This is a genomic window from Ottowia thiooxydans (assembly GCF_040548795.1).
In the GTDB taxonomy this organism is placed as follows: Bacteria; Pseudomonadota; Gammaproteobacteria; order Burkholderiales; family Burkholderiaceae_C; genus Ottowia; species Ottowia thiooxydans_A.
The window spans coordinates 55,895-72,642 of sequence record NZ_JBEPSH010000013.1; the positions used below are offsets into that span (position 1 = coordinate 55,895).

Below are 16,748 nucleotides of genomic sequence, written 5' to 3' on the forward strand. Positions count from 1 at the left end.
CTGGCGGCGGCGGTATGGTGCACGCCGTGTGCCCAAGAGGACAATTCATGTTTGGAGCTTTCCGTCGGTACTTCTCCACCGACCTGGCGATCGACCTCGGCACCGCCAATACCCTGATCTACGTTCGCGACAAAGGCATCGTCTTGGATGAGCCTTCTGTCGTGTCCATCCGTCACGAAGGCGGCCCGCAAGGGAAAAAGACGATTCAGGCGGTAGGTAAAGAGGCCAAAGCCATGCTGGGCAAAGTGCCCGGCAACATTGAGGCCATCAGGCCGATGAAAGACGGCGTCATCGCCGACTTCACTGTCACTGAGCAAATGCTCAAGCAGTTCATCCGCATGGTGCATCCGCGCGGTCTGCTCAAGCCCAGCCCACGCATCATCATTTGCGTGCCATGTGGCTCAACGCAGGTCGAAAGACGGGCCATTCGCGAATCAGCGCTGGGTGCTGGTGCCAGCGAGGTCTACCTGATCGAAGAACCCATGGCCGCAGCCATTGGCGCCGGCCTTCCAGTAAGCGAGGCCAGCGGTTCCATGGTGGTGGACATCGGTGGCGGCACCACCGAAGTGGGCGTTATCTCGCTCGGCGGCATGGTCTACAAAGGCTCGGCACGCGTGGGCGGAGACAAATTCGACGACGCCATCATCAACTACATTCGCCGCAATTACGGCATGTTGATTGGAGATCCCACTGCCGAGGCCATCAAGAAACGCATCGGCAGCGCATTCCCAGGCAGCGAAGTCAAGGAAATGGAAGTCAAGGGCCGCAATCTTTCTGAAGGCGTGCCCCGCAGCTTCACCATCAGCAGCAACGAAATCCTGGAAGCACTGACCGAGCCGCTCAACAGCATCGTCTCCGAAGTCAAGAAAGCCCTGGAAGAAACGCCTCCAGAACTGGGCGCCGATATCGCTGAACGCGGCATGATGCTCACCGGCGGTGGTGCCTTGCTGCGCGATCTTGATCGCCTGCTGGCCGAAGAGACCGGCCTGCCTGTGCTGGTCGCGGAAGAGCCTTTGACCTGCGTGGTGCGTGGGTGCGGCCTGGCGCTTGAGCGCATGGAGCGCCTGGGCAACATCTTCACCAGTGAATAAGTGCAGGCAAGGTGCTTGCGCGCCTTGCCTTGACCTCGGTCAAGATCCAACCGGTATCTCCCCAACAGCAGAATGCAGCCACCTCTGCCATGGTCAGTGAAAAGACTGACCCATGCAGAACTATTTTTCGGCTTGTTTCGCTCATTTTTCAGGAGCATCAGCGATACTAGCGCCGTGAGTCGCAAGTACGATGCAAAGTCTGTGGGCTTCGATCAGTGTCATGCAGGGTTCACCGTCTCGCAATACCATGTGGAATTGCACGGAACCTCGGGCCTGCTTGATACTGGCTTTGTAGATGCTTGGCGAGCTCTCCCATTCACGACATCAGGTTAAATACCGCCGCCGTGCCGCTCCTCTGACATGCCGCTGGAATCGCTAGATCGCTTGCCACCGCCCTTCTTCAAGCAAGGGCCATCGGCGCTTTCCCGGCTGGTGTTCTACAGCGCATTGGCCTTGTTCCTGATGGTGGCGGACGCCCGGTTTCGCGTGGCTCAGCCCCTGCGGGCTGGCGTAGCAACCATTCTGTATCCGGCGCAATGGCTGGCTCTGCAACCCGTGCAGATGGTGCAAACCTTCACGAGCTACCTCACGGACCTGAAAACCGCCCGCAAGACTGAACTTGCAGCCCGCGTGCAACTGGCCGAGCAATCGCAGCGCGCGGGCCAGGTGGAGCAGTTGTTGCTGGAAAACGAACGCCTGCGCCAATTGCTGGCGTTGAAAGACCGCGTTCAGGCGCAGGCGATTGCTGCCCAGGTGCTGTACGACGCCACAGACCCCTACAGCCGCCGGGTGGTCATAGACAAAGGGCAACTGCAGGGTATTGAGCCCGGCTCCCCGGTCATGGATGAGCATGGCGTACTGGGGCAAGTGACGCGGGTCTATCCCTTTGTGAGCGAAATGACGCTGCTGATCGATCGCGATCAGGTGATTCCGGTCATGAATGCGCGTACCGGCACCCGGAGCGTGGTCTATGGCGCCCCCACCCCTCATGGCGGCCTGCTTGAGCTTCGCTATATGTCAGTGACTGAAGATGTCAAGGAAGACGACCTTCTGACCACCAGCGGCGTGGACGGGGTCTATCCGCCTGGTTTGCCAGTGGCCCGCGTCATCTCAGTCGATAGACGCAGTGACTCGAGCTTCGCGCGTATTCAGGGCAGGCCTCTGGCTCAGATGCAAGGCGTCATGCACGTGATGGTGCTGTCTCCGGTCAGCCGACCCGAGATACCGGACGGCAGTACGGGCGCACCCAATGCCCGACCCGCGCCATCCGGCTCGCCGGCTGCTACGCGGCCCGGCACACCCCGCACGCCTGCTCCAGGAGTCAGCCCATGATCATGCCCCAAGGCCGCCAACTGCTGCTGCCGGCCAGCCCCGTTTTCATATGGGGTAGCTTGCTGGTGGCGTTGATGTTCAACCTGCTTCCGCTGGGAAGAGTCGCCTGGATGCCGGACTTTCTGGCCGTCGTGCTGGTGTTCTGGAGCGTGCATCAACCGCGCCGCGTAGGCCTGGGAGCAGCCTTCCTTTTCGGCCTGTGCCTGGATGTGCACCAAGCCTCTCTCCTGGGCCAGCATGCACTGGCCTACACGGTGCTGATCTATTTCGCCATCATGATCCACCGGCGAATCCTGTGGTTTTCCGTACCGGGGCAAGCGGTTCAGCTCCTGCCGCTGTTTTTTGCCGCGCACGCCATCACCATCGTGCTGAGATTGATCGGCGGTGCGGCATTTCCCGGCTGGCAAGTGTTGCTGTCCCCCCTGCTCGAAGCTGCGCTTTGGCCCATTATCGGCGCGCTGCTGTTGGCGCCCCAACGCCGCGCGCCCAATCCTGACGCCAACAGGCCACTCTGAAGCACCATGACCGAACTTCGTAACGTCGAAGCGGATATCAAGCGTTTTCGCCTGCGCCTTCTGGTGGTGGGGCTGGTGATGCTCTTCGGCTTTGGCTTGGTGGTCGCTCGCCTCTATGTGCTGCAGGTGGTGCGCCATGATTCTTATGCCGAGCGCGCGGAAACCAACCGGACGGCCGTGGTGCCCATCGTCCCCAACCGCGGCCAGATCCTGGATCGCAACGGCGTCGTGCTGGCCACCAACTACAAGGCCTACACACTGGAGATCACGCCTTCACGGGCTCGCCCGCTGGAAGAGACGATAGACGCCATCAGTGAAGTGGTGGAGATTACGCAGCGCGACCGGCGCCGTTTCAAACGGCTCATGGAAGACTCCCGCAGCTTTGAATCTCTGCCTATACGCATGCGACTGTCAGACGAAGAAGTTGCGCGTTTTGCGGCTCAGCGCTACCGATTTCCCGGCGTTGAGATCAAGGCGCGGCTGTTCAGGACCTACCCCCTTGGCGAAGCGGGGGCGCACGTCGTGGGCTACATCGGCCGCATCAACCAGTCTGAAAAGGAGCGCATAGACGATTCCGAGGACGAAGCCAACTACCGCGGCACCGACTACATCGGCAAGCTTGGCATCGAAAGCAGCTTTGAAAAAGTGCTGCACGGCACAACCGGCGTAGAGCAAATGGAAACGTCCGCGGGTGGGCGAGCGATTCGGCGGCTGGCCAGCCACCCCGCAACACCGGGCGACTCGGTTCGCCTGTCGATTGACATCACCTTGCAAAAGCTCGTGGAAGATCTCTACGGCGAACGGCGTGGCGCGCTGGTGGCGCTCGATCCGCGCAATGGCGAGATTCTGGCCTTCGTCAGCAAGCCCACATACAACCCCAACTTGTTTGTCGAAGGTATTGACCACGAGACCTGGGGCGAATTGAACGGGTCCCTGGACAAGCCTCTGCTCAATCGCGCTCTGCGCGGCACCTATCCGCCGGGTTCCACCTACAAACCCTTCATGGGCCTGGCGGCGCTTGAAACTGGGAAGCGCGCGGCAGGTACAGTCGTGATGGATGGCGGCTCCTGGACCTTTGGGGGCCACACTTTCCGCTCAGGTCATGCACTGGGTCCGGTCGACCTCAGACGCGCCATCACGTTATCCAGCAACGTCTACTTCTATCAACTCGCCAACGACATGGGTGTCAATGCCATCCATGACTTCATGAAGCCACTGGGTTTTGGTCAGGTGACAGGCATAGACATCCCCGGCGAAACGCGTGGCGTGCTCCCCTCTACCGATTGGAAGCGCAACGCCTACAGACGTCCTGAACAACAGAAATGGTTTGCGGGAGAAACCATTTCACTGGGTATTGGGCAGGGCTACAACAACTTCACCATGCTGCAGTTGGCACAAGCCACCTCTACCCTGGCCAATGGCGGCGTGTGGCATACGCCTCACCTGGTGAAGGCGCGACAGGATTCGGTCACTCAGGAAGTCATAGACATCCCGCGGCCGCCGGGCAAAAGCCTGGGCTATCAACCCGAGAACGTCGCCCTGGTTCTGCGCTCCATGGTGGGCGTCACCCAGGAAGGCACTTCCACCCGCGTCTTTGCAGGTGCGCAATATGTATCGGGGGGTAAGACGGGAACTGCTCAGGCCATCACCATCGGCCAGAAAGGCCGCTACAACGCCGCCCGGTTGTCCGAGTACCAGCGTGACCACTCGCTCTACATTGGCTTCGCGCCAGCAGACAACCCAAGGATCGCGGTGGCTGCCATCGTCGAGAACGCAGGCTTCGGTGCCGCACATGCTGCGCCGCTGGTACGAAGAACCATGGATTATTGGCTGTCAGGCCTCTACCCGAGCGAACAAGACATGGCAGCTGTCCAGAAAGGCCAGGCCGGAGCGCCCCTGGGCACCCCGCGGCGCGTAGCGGATATGGCCATTGCTCCGCCCCAGATAGCCCATTGACCGAGCGTCATTGCCCCGCGGTCACCGACTGATCACACGCCCACCGCCACCCGACGCTCCATGCACTTCATACAGAACATTGATTTCGCATCTTTCCTGGACACCTTGGTCAGCCTCACGGCGGCATTCGTGTTGGGAGGGGCCATTGGCCTTGAACGCCAATACCGCCAGCGTACCGCTGGCCTGCGCACCAATGTGCTGGTGGCCGTGGGTGCTGCCATCTTCGTCGACATCGCCTACCGTCTGGCCGGGGCCGAAGGGGCCACCCGGGTGATCTCCTACGTGGTCTCGGGCATTGGCTTTCTGGGCGCGGGCGTCATCATGCGCGAAGACGGAAATGTCCGAGGCCTGAACACCGCTGCCACCATTTGGTGCTCCGCTGCCGTGGGCGCATGCGCGGGGTCCGATCTGATCATGGAAGCTGCGCTCGGCACCGTGTTCGTGCTGGCGGCCAATACGCTACTCCGGCCCATCGTCAACCGAATTAACCGCCAGCCACTGGACACAGAATCGGTCGAAGTGACCAACACCATTCACCTGATTGCACCCAAGAACTGGCAGAAGCAGGCCATGCAGCTGCTCGAAGCGGAGCTTGAGCAAGCACGCTATCCTGCCCGCGATCTGGATGCACACGCCTTCGGAGACGATTCCGTAGAGATTGAAGCAGTGCTGTCTGCAACCGGTGTTGACGGCGAGGCATTGGATGCCATGGTGGCTCGTTTGGTGGCCAACCCCTACGTCACCCAGGCTTTCTGGAGCCCCAGCACTACAGATTGAGCTTCATTGGCTTTTCGCGTCTCAGGGAATAGGGGGCTTGCAACTCCGTTTGCCCTGCAAATGTCGATGTGATTTTTGAAGGAAGCATTGGACAGTGATTTCAGTCGTTCAATATTGGCATCAACCGGACTACTGCCCCCCAGCCATCCGTTCTCGCCAAAATCAGTGGCGAAGCGCATTTCCTGAACAGTACGAACTGTTTGATCGAAGGACCGCCGCTGATTGCCTTCACGCACATTTCGGGCAAGAAGTCGTATCCGGATTTTTAGCCTGCGGCGTGCCCGCCATGGCATCCGATTACTTCCGCTACCACCGCCTGGCAATCACGGGGGGACTCTACGTCGATTCATCTTTTCTGCCGGGGGATCTGGCACGGATCATCTCGCTGACTGGCCATCCCTTGTTCGCCCTTTCCGTACCAAAAGTGGACTTGACCCCGGGCATTGCCCAAGCGAGGCAGGTTCTGGGAAAGGTCTTATTGAACGGCGTCCTTTGGACGAAGTCGGCACCAAGCCCCTACTTTTCGCTGTTGTCTGCCCTCGTACGCCGTCTGGTGCACGAGCGATCATCGAACCAGATTCCAATGGTCACTGGGATAGCGGTGCTCACCATGTTCGACTACGCCGTTTCGGCTTCGGAAAAAAATTCGGTGCGATCATTGGAGAATATACGGCTCGCGCTACCACCCGGTAACGAACGATTCCTGGCTGTCACCCTGGAGTTTCTGCAGCAACATACAAAGCAATTGAGCGAGCTGACTCCCTGTGCTTGGGCAGATTCCGAAGACATGAAAGATGTCTTTCACCGACCAGCTGAAGACCACAGTCGGCTGGCCGATCCCGCCCATTGGACCAATCATCAAGGTGATATTTTCACCGCAACAAGCTGAAGTAAGGCTCCGTCTATCGTGGTCTTAACCGGAATCAATTGGTAGGATTGCACTGGGTCTCTTATAGTGGCAACACTCCCACTACAAAGAGGACCTGCCTCATGAGCGACGATACCAAGAAGTGCCCCGTGACTCACCTGACCACGGACTTTGGCGCCCCCGTATCCACCAACCGCAACAGCCTGACTGCCGGACCCCGCGGCCCGCTGTTGGCTCAGGATGTGTGGCTGCAAGAGCGCCTGGCCAACTTCGTGCGCGAGGTCATCCCTGAACGCCGTATGCATGCCAAGGGCTCTGGCGCATTTGGCACCTTCACAGTGACGCAGGACATCACACGGTACACCCGTGCCAAGATCTTCAGCCAAGTGGGCAAAAAAACCGAGATGTTTGCCCGTTTCACGACCGTGGCGGGCGAGCGCGGCGCGGCCGACGCCGAGCGCGATATCCGAGGCTTTGCTCTCAAGTTCTATACTGAAGAGGGCAATTGGGACATGGTTGGCAACAACACGCCCGTTTTCTTCATACGCGACCCACGCCAGTTTCCTGATTTGAACAAGGCTGTTAAACGCGATCCCCGCACCAATCTGCGCAGCGCGCTCAATAACTGGGACTGGTGGACGCTCAACCCGGAAGCCTTGCATCAGATCACTGTGGTCATGAGCGATCGCGGTATCCCTGCCAGCTACCGGCACATGCACGGATTCTCCTCGCACACCTACAGCTTCTGGAATGAGTCAGGGGAGCGCTTCTGGGTGAAGATGCACTTCCGCACACAGCAAGGGATCAAGAACCTGACCGATGCCGAAGCTGAGGCACTGGTCGGCAAGGATCGTGAAAGCCACCAGCGCGACCTGTACGAAGCCATCGAACGCGGTGAATTTCCGAAATGGAAGTTATTCGTACAAATCATGCCGGAAGCAGACGCCGAGAAATACCGCCTGCATCCATTCGATCTCACCAAGGTTTGGTACAAGGGTGACTATCCGCTGATCGAAGTAGGCGAATTCGAGCTGAACAAGAACCCTGAGAATTTCTTTGCCGACGTCGAGCAAGTGGCGTTCGCTCCCGGCAACCTGGTTCCCGGCATCGGCGCCAGCCCAGACCGCATGCTGCAGTCACGGCTCTTCAACTATGCAGACGCACAGCGCTACCGCCTGGGCACCAACTACCAACAAATCCCGGTGAACCAGGCGCGCTGCCCGGTCCATAGCAACCACCGGGACGGTGCCGGCCGTGTCGATGGCAACTACGGCGGCCTGCCTCACTACGAACCCAATAGCTTCGGACAATGGCAATCGCAGCCGGAATTCATGGAGCCGCCGCTCAAGCTGACCGGTAACGCCGACCATTGGGACTACGACAAGGACGACAACAACTACTTCGAGCAGCCAGGCAAATTGTTCCGCTTGATGAATGACGAGCAGAAAGAAGTGTTGTTCGGCAATACGGGCCGTGCCATGGGCGATGCGCCGGAGTTCGTCAAGTTCCGCCACATCCGCAACTGCAATGCCGCCGACCCGGCCTATGGCGCTGGCGTTGCCAAAGCCTTGGGCCTGGATCTGGCCAAAGCACTGGCTTCCAAGCAAGACGATCCAATGTTTGGCAGTCCGCTGGTAGCGCTGCCGGCCTGACGTAGCCGCAGCAAAGGACATGTTGTCGATCTACCGCTTCGACAACACGCCCCAGGAGTCAACGCCCCTGCTAAACACAGGGGCGTTTTCTTTTGAAGCGCTAAGAGGCTGTCGGACTACCAGTATCAGGAAGTTGCCGGAGCGGTAATTTCCACCAGCACGCGGCGCAAGGTGACCTGCTCACCCAAGGCTGCACTCAGAGCGCTGACACGGCCACTGACGGGCGCCAAGTGAACATGCTCCATCTTCATTGCTTCAAGCGTGATGATGGGCTGACCGGCCTCGACCAGATCGCCCTGCGCCACCAGCACAGCCACCACGCGTCCATTCATGGAGGCACGCACCTTGCCATCACCCTCACCGGGGGCGGCACGCTCGGCAGCACTGCGCGTGCGATCGTTCACGGCTATCGGCTGCCCGCGGTAGTGCAGCCACAGCTCTGAGCCATCGCGCAGGAAGGCGGCACTCTCCATGACCCCGTCTATCACCAGGCGAGCCTGATTCTCCGTGAGCTCCACAAGATCAATGGCATGCTGCCGAGCTTGCACTTCAACCTCAAAGCGGTAGGAGCCGCTCTGGGTGATCAGAACCTTGTGCTGTGCATTCTCCATCTCCAGACTCATGGCCACCGGTAGCGAATGCGCCAAACGCCGCAAGCCGCCCTGCGTGGTGCGTTCATTGGCTGTTTCAAAAAGCAGCACGGCGGCCACAGCAACCGCGCGCTCGCGCGCACGGCCTTCCGTTTCCATCAATTCATCCTGATGCCGGGCGATGAAGCCTGTCGTGGCTTCTCCAGCCGCGAACGCCGGATGCCGCAAACAATTGCCCAGGAACACCTGATTGGTGGTCACCCCCAACGCCACTGTCTGATGAAGGCCCAGCATCAGGCGGCGCCGAGCCTCATCGCGGTCCCCACCGTGCGCAATGATCTTGGCAATCATTGAATCGTAGTAAGGCGGAATCTCCGCCCCGGAACTCAGCGCGTGTTCCACCCGCAGACTCTCTGGTGCCTGCCACTGCAGCATGGTGCCGCTTTGCGGCATGAATCCTTTGCTCACGTCTTCGGCACACAGGCGCACTTCAATGGCATGGCCTTGAAAGACAACATCGTCCTGCTTCAACGTCAGGCTCTCTCCGGCCGCCACGCGCAACTGCAGCTCGACCAGATCCAGGCCCGTGACGGCCTCGGTGACGGGGTGCTCCACCTGCAGGCGAGTGTTCATCTCCATGAAGTAGAAATGGCCCTGCTGATCGAGCAGAAACTCCAGCGTGCCTGCGCCTTCATAGCCAATGGCCTTGACCGCGGCCACGGCTGTGGCGCCCATGCGATCACGCAATTGAGCATCAACTGCCGGAGAAGGCGCCTCTTCAATCACCTTTTGATGGCGCCGCTGCACGGAGCAATCGCGCTCGCCAAGGTGAATGGCATGGCCGTAGCGATCAGCAAACACCTGAATCTCGATATGGCGCGGCTCCGTGATCGCGCGCTCCAGAATGACTTCAGGATCGCCAAACGCATTCCGGGCCTCAGACTGGGCGCTGCGCAGCAGATCGGGAAACTCCTTGGCGGTGCTGACCAGGCGCATGCCTCGGCCCCCTCCCCCAGCCGTCGCCTTGATCATCACCGGAAAACCGATGCGCTCGGCCTCCGTCTGCAGCCTTTCTTCACTCTGATCGTCGCCTTGATAACCTGGAATGCAAGGCACACCCGCATCCATCATGATTTGCTTGGCGCCCGCCTTGTGGCCCATGGCGATGATGGCGTCGGGAGACGGGCCAATGAATACCAGGCCAGCGTCTCTGCAAGCGCGCGCAAAGCTGGCGTTTTCGGCCAGAAAGCCATAACCAGGGTGCACGGCATCTGCGCCAGTCTGGCGTGCCGCCTCGATGATGGCGTCCATGTTCAGGTAGGACTGTGCCGGCAAAGGATCGCCTATGCACACGGCTTGATCCGCCTCCAGCACGTGACGCGAACGAAGATCTGCCGTGGAATACACCGCCACCGTCATGTAGCCCATGGCGCGTGCCGTGCGGATCACCCGCAGCGCAATCTCGCCGCGGTTGGCAATGAGGATCTTGTGGAAAGGCGTGGACGTGATCTTGGTCATGGCCGGGCAACGGAAAACTGCATGGACTGAGGTTGGCGTGCCGCCGCTTCCCGGCAGATGGCCAGCACGTTGGCCAGAACAGAGCGCGTGTCACGCGGATCAATGACGCCATCGTCCAGCAATTGCGCACTGGTCGTGAACACACTCATCTGGCGATCGAACCGGTCAATGATGCTCTGCTTGAGCGCGTCGATGCGCGCTTGATCCACTTCACCCTTGCGCCGCATGGCCGCCTCCGTGACGATGGCCATGGTCTCTGCAGCTTGCTCGCCGCCCATCACAGCGGTCTTGGCGTTGGGCCAGGAGAAGCAAAAGCGCGGATGAAAGCCACGTCCGCACATGCCGTAATTGCCTGCGCCAAAGGAAGCGCCGCAGTACAAGGTGATCTGCGGTACCGTGGCATTGGTCACCGCCTGAATCATCTTGGATCCGTGCTTGATGATCCCCCCTTCCTCATAGGCCTTGCCCACCATGAACCCGGTGGTATTGTTCAAATAGAGAATGGGAGTTTTGGACTGGCAGCAAGCTTGAATGAAGTGGGTGGCTTTCGTAGCGCCAGCGGGATCGATCGGGCCGTTGTTGGTGATCACCCCCAGCGGCCAGCCCTCGATCTTGATATGTCCGCACACGGTCGCGCCGCCATAGTTCTCACCAAACTCCAGGAACTCCGAATCGTCGGCAATGCGCGCCAGGACCTCTTTCATATTCACCGGGCGCTTGTGATCCATGGGCATGATGCCCAGCAGCTCTTCGTCGTCATACCGCGGGGGCTTGAAGTGTCGGCTTGCGTCGGCCGGCTGACCTTGATTCCAGTCTATCTGGCTCATCACTTCGCGGGCTATGCGCAAAGCGTCTCGGTCATCTTCAGCAAGGTAGTCTCCAAGGCCTGAGATGGATGCATGCATCTCAGCGCCACCCAGTTCTTCCTCGGTGGCAATCTCGCCCGTCGCAGCCTTGAGCAAAGGCGGCCCGGCCAGGAAGGCCCTGGAGCGTCCACGCACTAGGATGATGTAGTCGGACAGGCCGGTCTGATAGGCCCCTCCGGCTGTGGAAGATCCGTGTGTCACGGTGACCACCGGCAGGCCAGCGGCCGAGAGCCTGGCGAGATTGCGAAAAGTATTGCCTCCGCGAATGAAATCCTCCACTCGGTAGGCCATCAGATTGGCGCCCGCGCTTTCCACGAGTTGGACGTAGGGCAACTTGTTTTCCAGCGCCAATTCCTGCGCCCGCAAAATCTTGTCGAGGCCCATCGGCTGAAGAGCACCTGCATCGATCCCGGAATCAGAAGCCATCACCATGCATCGGATGCCACTCACAAACCCTATACCGGCGATGACTCCTCCCCCCGGAACGCTCTTTTCCAGATCGGCGTTGTCCAGACCCAGGCCTGCCAGCGTGGAGAGCTCAAGAAACGGCGTGCCCGGATCCAGCAGCAGTGCCAGGCGCTCGCGCGGCAACATCTGACCTCGCTTGTCGAATCTCTCACGCGAAGCCGCTGACTTCTGGCGCGTGCGCTCTTCATATTGCCTGACTCTGCCCAGCAACGCCTGCATGCCTTCCCGGTTGGCCTTGTAGGCGTCGTTGACGACGGATAAAGAAGATTCGATGGTTGCCATGGCTTCCTGATGGATACGCTGGGCACCACACACTCACGAGGTGTGGTGAAATTTTGGTGGCCAGCGCACACGACGCGCCAGCATGAAGTGCATCGTAGTCGCACGGAGCCCGGGCGACTGGCAGAAATGAGGTCTATTGAATGAGGGTTGTCCCTCAACTTGTTCCCTCACCTCGTGAACCTCACGGCCTCGGCGCTGAAAACCTGCGGGACACATCCTTCCGAAGCCCAGAATTTCCCTAGGTACTGACCCTGTATAGACATTTGAAGCAAGCACATTAAACTCCAGGCTCCGTAATTGTCTTTCAGACTTGTCTGAACCTCCTTAAATGGCTTCCCGTCGTCTTGTGACCTCATGCCTTCGTTTGACCCGGGCCCCAAGCTCCTGCACATTCGGATGTGAGCAATGAGTGGTTCTCGCACCGAGACCACAGCCCCCCAGGCCACCATGGGCCTGGCCCTGTATGAGCAGGTCAGGGAATACATCACTCGCCGCATTCAGAGCGGTGAATGGCCCTCCGGACACCGGCTACCCTCGGAACACGAATTCGTAGCCCTTTTTGGCATTTCCCGCATGACGGTGAACCGCGCTTTGCGTGAACTCGCCGAGCAAGGCCGGGTGGTCCGCATTGCAGGCGTCGGCAGCTTCGTTGCAGAAGAAAAGCCCCAGTCCACCTTGCTGCAAATTCCCAATCTAGCGGGCGAGATCCGTCAGCGCGGGCACGACTATCTCTACAAGGTCCTTCGCGTGGAGAGGCTGTCGGCGACGATAGACGTGGCCACTGCCTTGGACTTGCGCGCTGGCGCTTCTGTGTTTCACACGGTGTGTGTTCATCTGGAAAACGGTGTCCCGATTCAGCTGGAAGACCGGTACGTCAGCCCCAAGATGGCGCCAGGTTTTGGGGAGCAGGATTTTTCCGTGATCCAACCCTCGGAATACCTGGTTCGCAACATACCTTTCGATCAAATCGAACACGTGGTGGACGCTGTGCTGCCTACACCCGAACAAGCCCAGTTGCTTGAAACCGGCCCCACAGACCCCTGCCTTCTGCTCACCCGCCGAACCTGGTACCGCGGGGCGCCTGTCACGCTGGTACGCTGCCTTCACCCTGGGCAAAGGTACCGCTTGGGAAGCCGCTTTGGTGCAGACGGCAACCCTAAAGTAAGCTGAAATTGAGCTGAAAGTATTAAAGGGTTTAACTGTATATACATGACTATATGACAATGCTGTAATTTCGCCGAAATGTGAGGCGATCTTTGTCAAACTTGAATGTATATACAGGAATATATGAGGACTGAATCGACATCCCTGGTACTGCGCCCTGGCCAGGTGACTCTCGGCGAGTTGCGTCGCATCAGCGCAGGAGGATTGAGCTTGTCTCTGGATGAGGCGGCCTATGCCGAAGTGGCCGCAGCTCAGGCCGTCGTTGATCGCATCGTGGCCAACGACGAGGTGGTCTACGGCATCAACACCGGTTTTGGCAAGCTCGCCAGCACCAAAATCGCGTCAGCTCGTCTGGAAGAGTTGCAGCGCAATCTCGTGCTCTCGCATAGCGTGGGCACGGGAGACCCGCTGCCTGATCACGTGGTTCGTCTGATCCTGGCAACCAAGGCCGTCAGCCTGGCGCGGGGTCATTCGGGGGTCCGCAGGGAAATCATTGACGCTCTGCTGGCTCTGGCCAATGCGGAAGTCCTGCCCGTCATCCCTTGCAAAGGATCTGTAGGCGCGTCTGGCGACCTGGCTCCGCTGGCCCATCTGGCTTGCGTGCTCATCGGCGAAGGGCAAGCCAAGGTCAAGGGCAAGGTCGTTTCCGGACATGCCGCCATGGAGGCCGTCGGTCTGGCGCCCTTCGTGCTGGGCCCCAAGGAAGGCCTGGCCTTGCTCAACGGCACCCAGGCCTCTACGGCCCTGGCCTTGGCAGGTCTGTTTGGCGCGGAAAGCGTGTTTGCCGCCGGCCTCATGTCGGGTGCCCTGACACTGGAAGCCATCAAGGGCTCGATCAAGCCTTTTGATGCACGGATTCACGCAGCGCGGGGTCAGCCCGGACAGATCGCCGTTGCGGCTGCGGTGCGCAGTTTGCTGGACGGGAGCGAAATCGACTATTCCCACCCGAATTGTGGCCGCGTGCAAGACCCCTACTCCATACGCTGTGTGCCGCAGGTGATGGGGGCCTGCCTGGACAACCTCGCGCATGCCGCCCGTGTCCTGGGGATAGAGGCCAACGCCGCATCGGACAACCCCCTGGTATTTACCGAAACCGGTGAAGTGATTTCGGGAGGCAACTTCCATGCCGAACCGGTGGCTTTCGCAGCAGACATCATCGCCCTGGCCGTGGCAGAAATTGGCGCGATTTCGGAGCGCAGGCTGTCGTTGCTGCTGGACCCGGGTCTTTCAGGCCTGCCACCTTTCTTGATCCAGGACAGCGGCGTGAACTCCGGCTTCATGATCGCGCAGGTCACTGCCGCGGCACTGGCCGCTGAGAACCAATGCCTGGCCCACCCCAGCAGCGTCACCAGCCTTCCCACCTCCGCCAACCAGGAAGACCACGTCTCCATGGCCACTTACGCCGCACGGCGCCTGGGCGACATGGTGCGCAATGCGGCCGTGATGGTGGGGATCGAAGCCATGGCGGCCGCACAGGGGATCGACTTCGATCGCCCACCCCACAAGTCTTCGACGGCCCTGCTCAAGAGTTCACCACTGGTGGAAGCAGAACTCACTGCGATCCGCAGCCGGGTCGCCTTCCTGGAGCAGGACCGCTATCTCGCGACCGACATAGAGCACATGCGCATATGGGCGCAAGAGACTGCATGGCCAGAGCCGCTGACCGCCTGCCTGCCCAGCCACCAATGAACAGCGATCGCCAAGGAGATATGAGATGAACGCCCCTGAAGCCATTGAAAAGATGACCGCCATGGATCCCCGTCACGATGCAAGCCGCGTCATCCGAGCCCCCCGCGGCAGCCAGCTGAATTGCAAGAACTGGCTGATTGAAGCGCCCTTTCGCATGATCCAGAACAACCTGGACGCTGAAGTGGCCGAACGCCCCCAGGATCTGGTGGTGTACGGCGGCATTGGTCGCGCCGCCCGCAACTGGGAATGCTTCGATCAGATTCTGACGTCCCTCAAGGAACTTGAAGCCGACGAAACCCTGCTGGTCCAGTCTGGCAAGCCCGTGGGCGTTTTCAAGACCCACACCGATGCACCGCGTGTGCTGATCGCGAACTCCAACCTCGTACCCAAATGGGGGACGTGGGAGCATTTCAACGAGCTGGACCGTCAAGGGCTTTTCATGTACGGCCAGATGACGGCTGGCAGCTGGATCTACATCGGTAGCCAGGGCATCGTGCAAGGCACCTTCGAGACTTTCGTGGAAGCCGGACGCCAGCACTATGGCAACAGTCTCTCAGGCAGGTGGATACTGACCGCCGGGCTGGGCGGCATGGGGGGCGCGCAGCCGCTGGCAGCCACGCTCGCGGGGGCCTGCTCACTGACCATCGAATGCCAGCAAAGCAGCATCGATTTCCGTCTGCGCACACGCTATGTAGACAAGCAGGCCAAAGACATCGACGATGCCTTGGCACTGATCAAACACCATACCGAAAAGGGCGATGCCGTCTCGATCGCCCTGCTGGGCAATGCGGCAGAAGTCTTGCCGGAGCTGGTCAAACGCGCCAAGTCACAAGGTATTCGCCCTGACATCGTGACCGACCAGACTTCAGCCCACGATCTCATCAACGGCTATCTGCCCATAGGATGGACAACGCAGCAGTGGAAATCAGCCATGGCGGATCCCGCGCAGCACAAGGCCTTGGAAAAAGCAGCAGCAGCAAGCTGCAAGTTGCATGTGCAGGCCATGCTGGATTTTCACGCCATGGGCGTGCCCACGGTCGACTACGGCAACAACATCAGGCAGGTAGCCTTCGACGAAGGCCTGCAAAACGCCTTCGACTTCCCCGGCTTCGTGCCTGCCTACATCCGCCCTATGTTCTGCGAAGGCAAAGGTCCCTTCCGCTGGGTAGCTCTGTCGGGTGATCCGGAAGACATCTACAAGACGGACGCGAAGATCAAGGAACTCTTTCCGCAGAACAAGCACACGCACCGCTGGCTTGACATGGCCAGGGAACGCATCAGCTTTCAGGGCTTGCCCGCACGCATCTGCTGGCTGGGTCTGGGTGAACGGCACATCGCAGGCCTGGCATTCAATGAGATGGTCCGCACCGGCGAGCTCAAGGCGCCCATCGTGATCGGCCGCGACCACCTCGACACGGGCTCGGTGGCCAGCCCCAACCGCGAAACCGAAAGCATGAAGGACGGCACCGACGCCGTGAGCGACTGGCCTCTGCTGAACGCCATGCTCAACACGGCAGGCGGCGCCACGTGGGTCAGTCTTCACCATGGTGGTGGCGTAGGCATGGGCTACTCGCAGCACGCCGGGATGGTCATCGTGTGCGATGGGACGCAAGAGGCAGAAAAACGCCTTTCACGTGTCCTCATCAACGACTGCGGCTCAGGGGTGATGCGCCACGCCGATGCGGGCTATGAGTTGGCAATAGAAAAGGCCAAGAAATTTGGCCTCAAGCTGCCCATGGTGAAGTAAACGGGCGCAAAGGGTCTGTTCATGCTTGCGATGACAACCATTCATCGAGCCGATGATAATAAGCAGCCGTCCTCATTGAGAGCGGCGCAAGCAGTTCAGCCTGTACGCCAGCCTCTAAAGCAGCCTGCCCGCATGGCGACGCTCCAGCGCTTCCACCTTCGAAATGGCGCGCTGACGGCGTCAGCCAGCCTGACCCGCTTGAGGCGCCCGCGAGAAATAACCAAGGGAGACTT

General features: G+C 59.9%; 12 protein-coding genes. 10 read left to right on the forward strand and 2 right to left on the reverse strand.

The window, feature by feature from the left end:
- The first annotated feature begins 47 nt into the window (after positions 1-47).
- From ABIE13_RS25020 to ABIE13_RS25050, 7 genes are all read left to right on the forward strand, one after another.
- Positions 48-1,091, forward strand: a complete 1,044-nt coding sequence (locus ABIE13_RS25020; RefSeq protein ID WP_354448587.1) for a rod shape-determining protein — start codon at positions 48-50, stop codon at positions 1,089-1,091.
- A gap of 360 nt (positions 1,092-1,451) precedes the next feature.
- Entirely contained in the window at positions 1,452-2,423 is a 972-nt protein-coding gene (gene mreC / locus ABIE13_RS25025; RefSeq protein ID WP_354448589.1) for a rod shape-determining protein MreC, read from the forward strand.
- The gene (mreD, locus tag ABIE13_RS25030) at positions 2,420-2,938 is read left to right on the forward strand and encodes a rod shape-determining protein MreD (protein ID WP_354448591.1); all 519 of its coding nucleotides are present in this window, start codon (positions 2,420-2,422) and stop codon (positions 2,936-2,938) included. Before mreC ends, mreD begins: the two co-directional genes overlap by 4 nt.
- 6 nt (positions 2,939-2,944) lie before the next feature.
- Positions 2,945-4,894: a penicillin-binding protein 2 gene (mrdA, locus tag ABIE13_RS25035; RefSeq protein ID WP_354448593.1), complete on the forward strand. Its 1,950-nt coding sequence runs from the start codon at positions 2,945-2,947 to the stop codon at positions 4,892-4,894.
- A 60-nt stretch (positions 4,895-4,954) separates the two neighbouring features.
- Positions 4,955-5,671, forward strand: a complete 717-nt coding sequence (locus ABIE13_RS25040; protein ID WP_354448595.1) for an MgtC/SapB family protein — start codon at positions 4,955-4,957, stop codon at positions 5,669-5,671.
- A 94-nt stretch (positions 5,672-5,765) separates the two neighbouring features.
- Positions 5,766-6,560: a hypothetical protein gene (locus ABIE13_RS25045; protein ID WP_354448597.1), complete on the forward strand. Its 795-nt coding sequence runs from the start codon at positions 5,766-5,768 to the stop codon at positions 6,558-6,560.
- Positions 6,561-6,661: 101 nt separating this feature from the next.
- Positions 6,662-8,191 (forward strand): catalase, encoded by a 1,530-nt coding sequence (locus tag ABIE13_RS25050; RefSeq protein ID WP_354448599.1) that lies wholly within the window; start codon positions 6,662-6,664, stop codon positions 8,189-8,191.
- Between the two features lie 125 nt (positions 8,192-8,316).
- Here the strand turns inward: ABIE13_RS25050 and ABIE13_RS25055 are convergent, their stop codons facing one another.
- Both ABIE13_RS25055 and ABIE13_RS25060 read right to left on the reverse strand, forming a co-directional pair.
- Positions 8,317-10,299 (reverse strand): acetyl/propionyl/methylcrotonyl-CoA carboxylase subunit alpha, encoded by a 1,983-nt coding sequence (locus ABIE13_RS25055; protein WP_354448601.1) that lies wholly within the window; start codon positions 10,297-10,299, stop codon positions 8,317-8,319.
- On the reverse strand, positions 10,296-11,915 hold the full coding sequence (locus ABIE13_RS25060; protein ID WP_354448603.1) for an acyl-CoA carboxylase subunit beta: 1,620 nt from the start codon (positions 11,913-11,915) through the stop codon (positions 10,296-10,298). The genes ABIE13_RS25055 and ABIE13_RS25060 overlap by 4 nt, the downstream gene beginning before the upstream one ends.
- A 405-nt stretch (positions 11,916-12,320) precedes the next feature.
- Here ABIE13_RS25060 and hutC point away from each other — a divergent pair, with 405 nt between their 5' ends.
- From hutC to hutU, 3 genes are all read left to right on the forward strand, one after another.
- A complete protein-coding gene (hutC, locus tag ABIE13_RS25065) occupies positions 12,321-13,085 on the forward strand; it encodes a histidine utilization repressor (RefSeq protein WP_354448605.1) in 765 nt (254 codons plus the stop codon).
- Between the two features lie 117 nt (positions 13,086-13,202).
- Entirely contained in the window at positions 13,203-14,768 is a 1,566-nt protein-coding gene (gene hutH / locus ABIE13_RS25070; RefSeq protein WP_354448607.1) for a histidine ammonia-lyase, read from the forward strand.
- Between the two features lie 25 nt (positions 14,769-14,793).
- Positions 14,794-16,515, forward strand: coding sequence for a urocanate hydratase (gene hutU / locus ABIE13_RS25075; protein WP_354448609.1), 1,722 nt, complete (start codon positions 14,794-14,796; stop codon positions 16,513-16,515).
- The last annotated feature ends 233 nt before the right edge of the window (positions 16,516-16,748 follow it).

Bases quoted from the DNA above. Each gene is read 5' to 3' on its own strand.
- ABIE13_RS25020 (WP_354448587.1), top strand. From the start codon at position 48: ATGTTTGGAGCTTTCCGTCGGTACTTCTCCACCGACCTGGCGATCGAC.
- mreC (WP_354448589.1), top strand. From the start codon at position 1,452: ATGCCGCTGGAATCGCTAGATCGCTTGCCACCGCCCTTCTTCAAGCAA.
- mreD (WP_354448591.1), top strand. From the start codon at position 2,420: ATGATCATGCCCCAAGGCCGCCAACTGCTGCTGCCGGCCAGCCCCGTT.
- mrdA (WP_354448593.1), top strand. From the start codon at position 2,945: ATGACCGAACTTCGTAACGTCGAAGCGGATATCAAGCGTTTTCGCCTG.
- ABIE13_RS25040 (WP_354448595.1), top strand. From the start codon at position 4,955: ATGCACTTCATACAGAACATTGATTTCGCATCTTTCCTGGACACCTTG.
- ABIE13_RS25050 (WP_354448599.1), top strand. From the start codon at position 6,662: ATGAGCGACGATACCAAGAAGTGCCCCGTGACTCACCTGACCACGGAC.
- ABIE13_RS25055 (WP_354448601.1), bottom strand. From the start codon at position 10,299: ATGACCAAGATCACGTCCACGCCTTTCCACAAGATCCTCATTGCCAAC.
- ABIE13_RS25060 (WP_354448603.1), bottom strand. From the start codon at position 11,915: ATGGCAACCATCGAATCTTCTTTATCCGTCGTCAACGACGCCTACAAG.
- hutC (WP_354448605.1), top strand. From the start codon at position 12,321: ATGAGTGGTTCTCGCACCGAGACCACAGCCCCCCAGGCCACCATGGGC.
- hutH (WP_354448607.1), top strand. From the start codon at position 13,203: ATGAGGACTGAATCGACATCCCTGGTACTGCGCCCTGGCCAGGTGACT.
- hutU (WP_354448609.1), top strand. From the start codon at position 14,794: ATGAACGCCCCTGAAGCCATTGAAAAGATGACCGCCATGGATCCCCGT.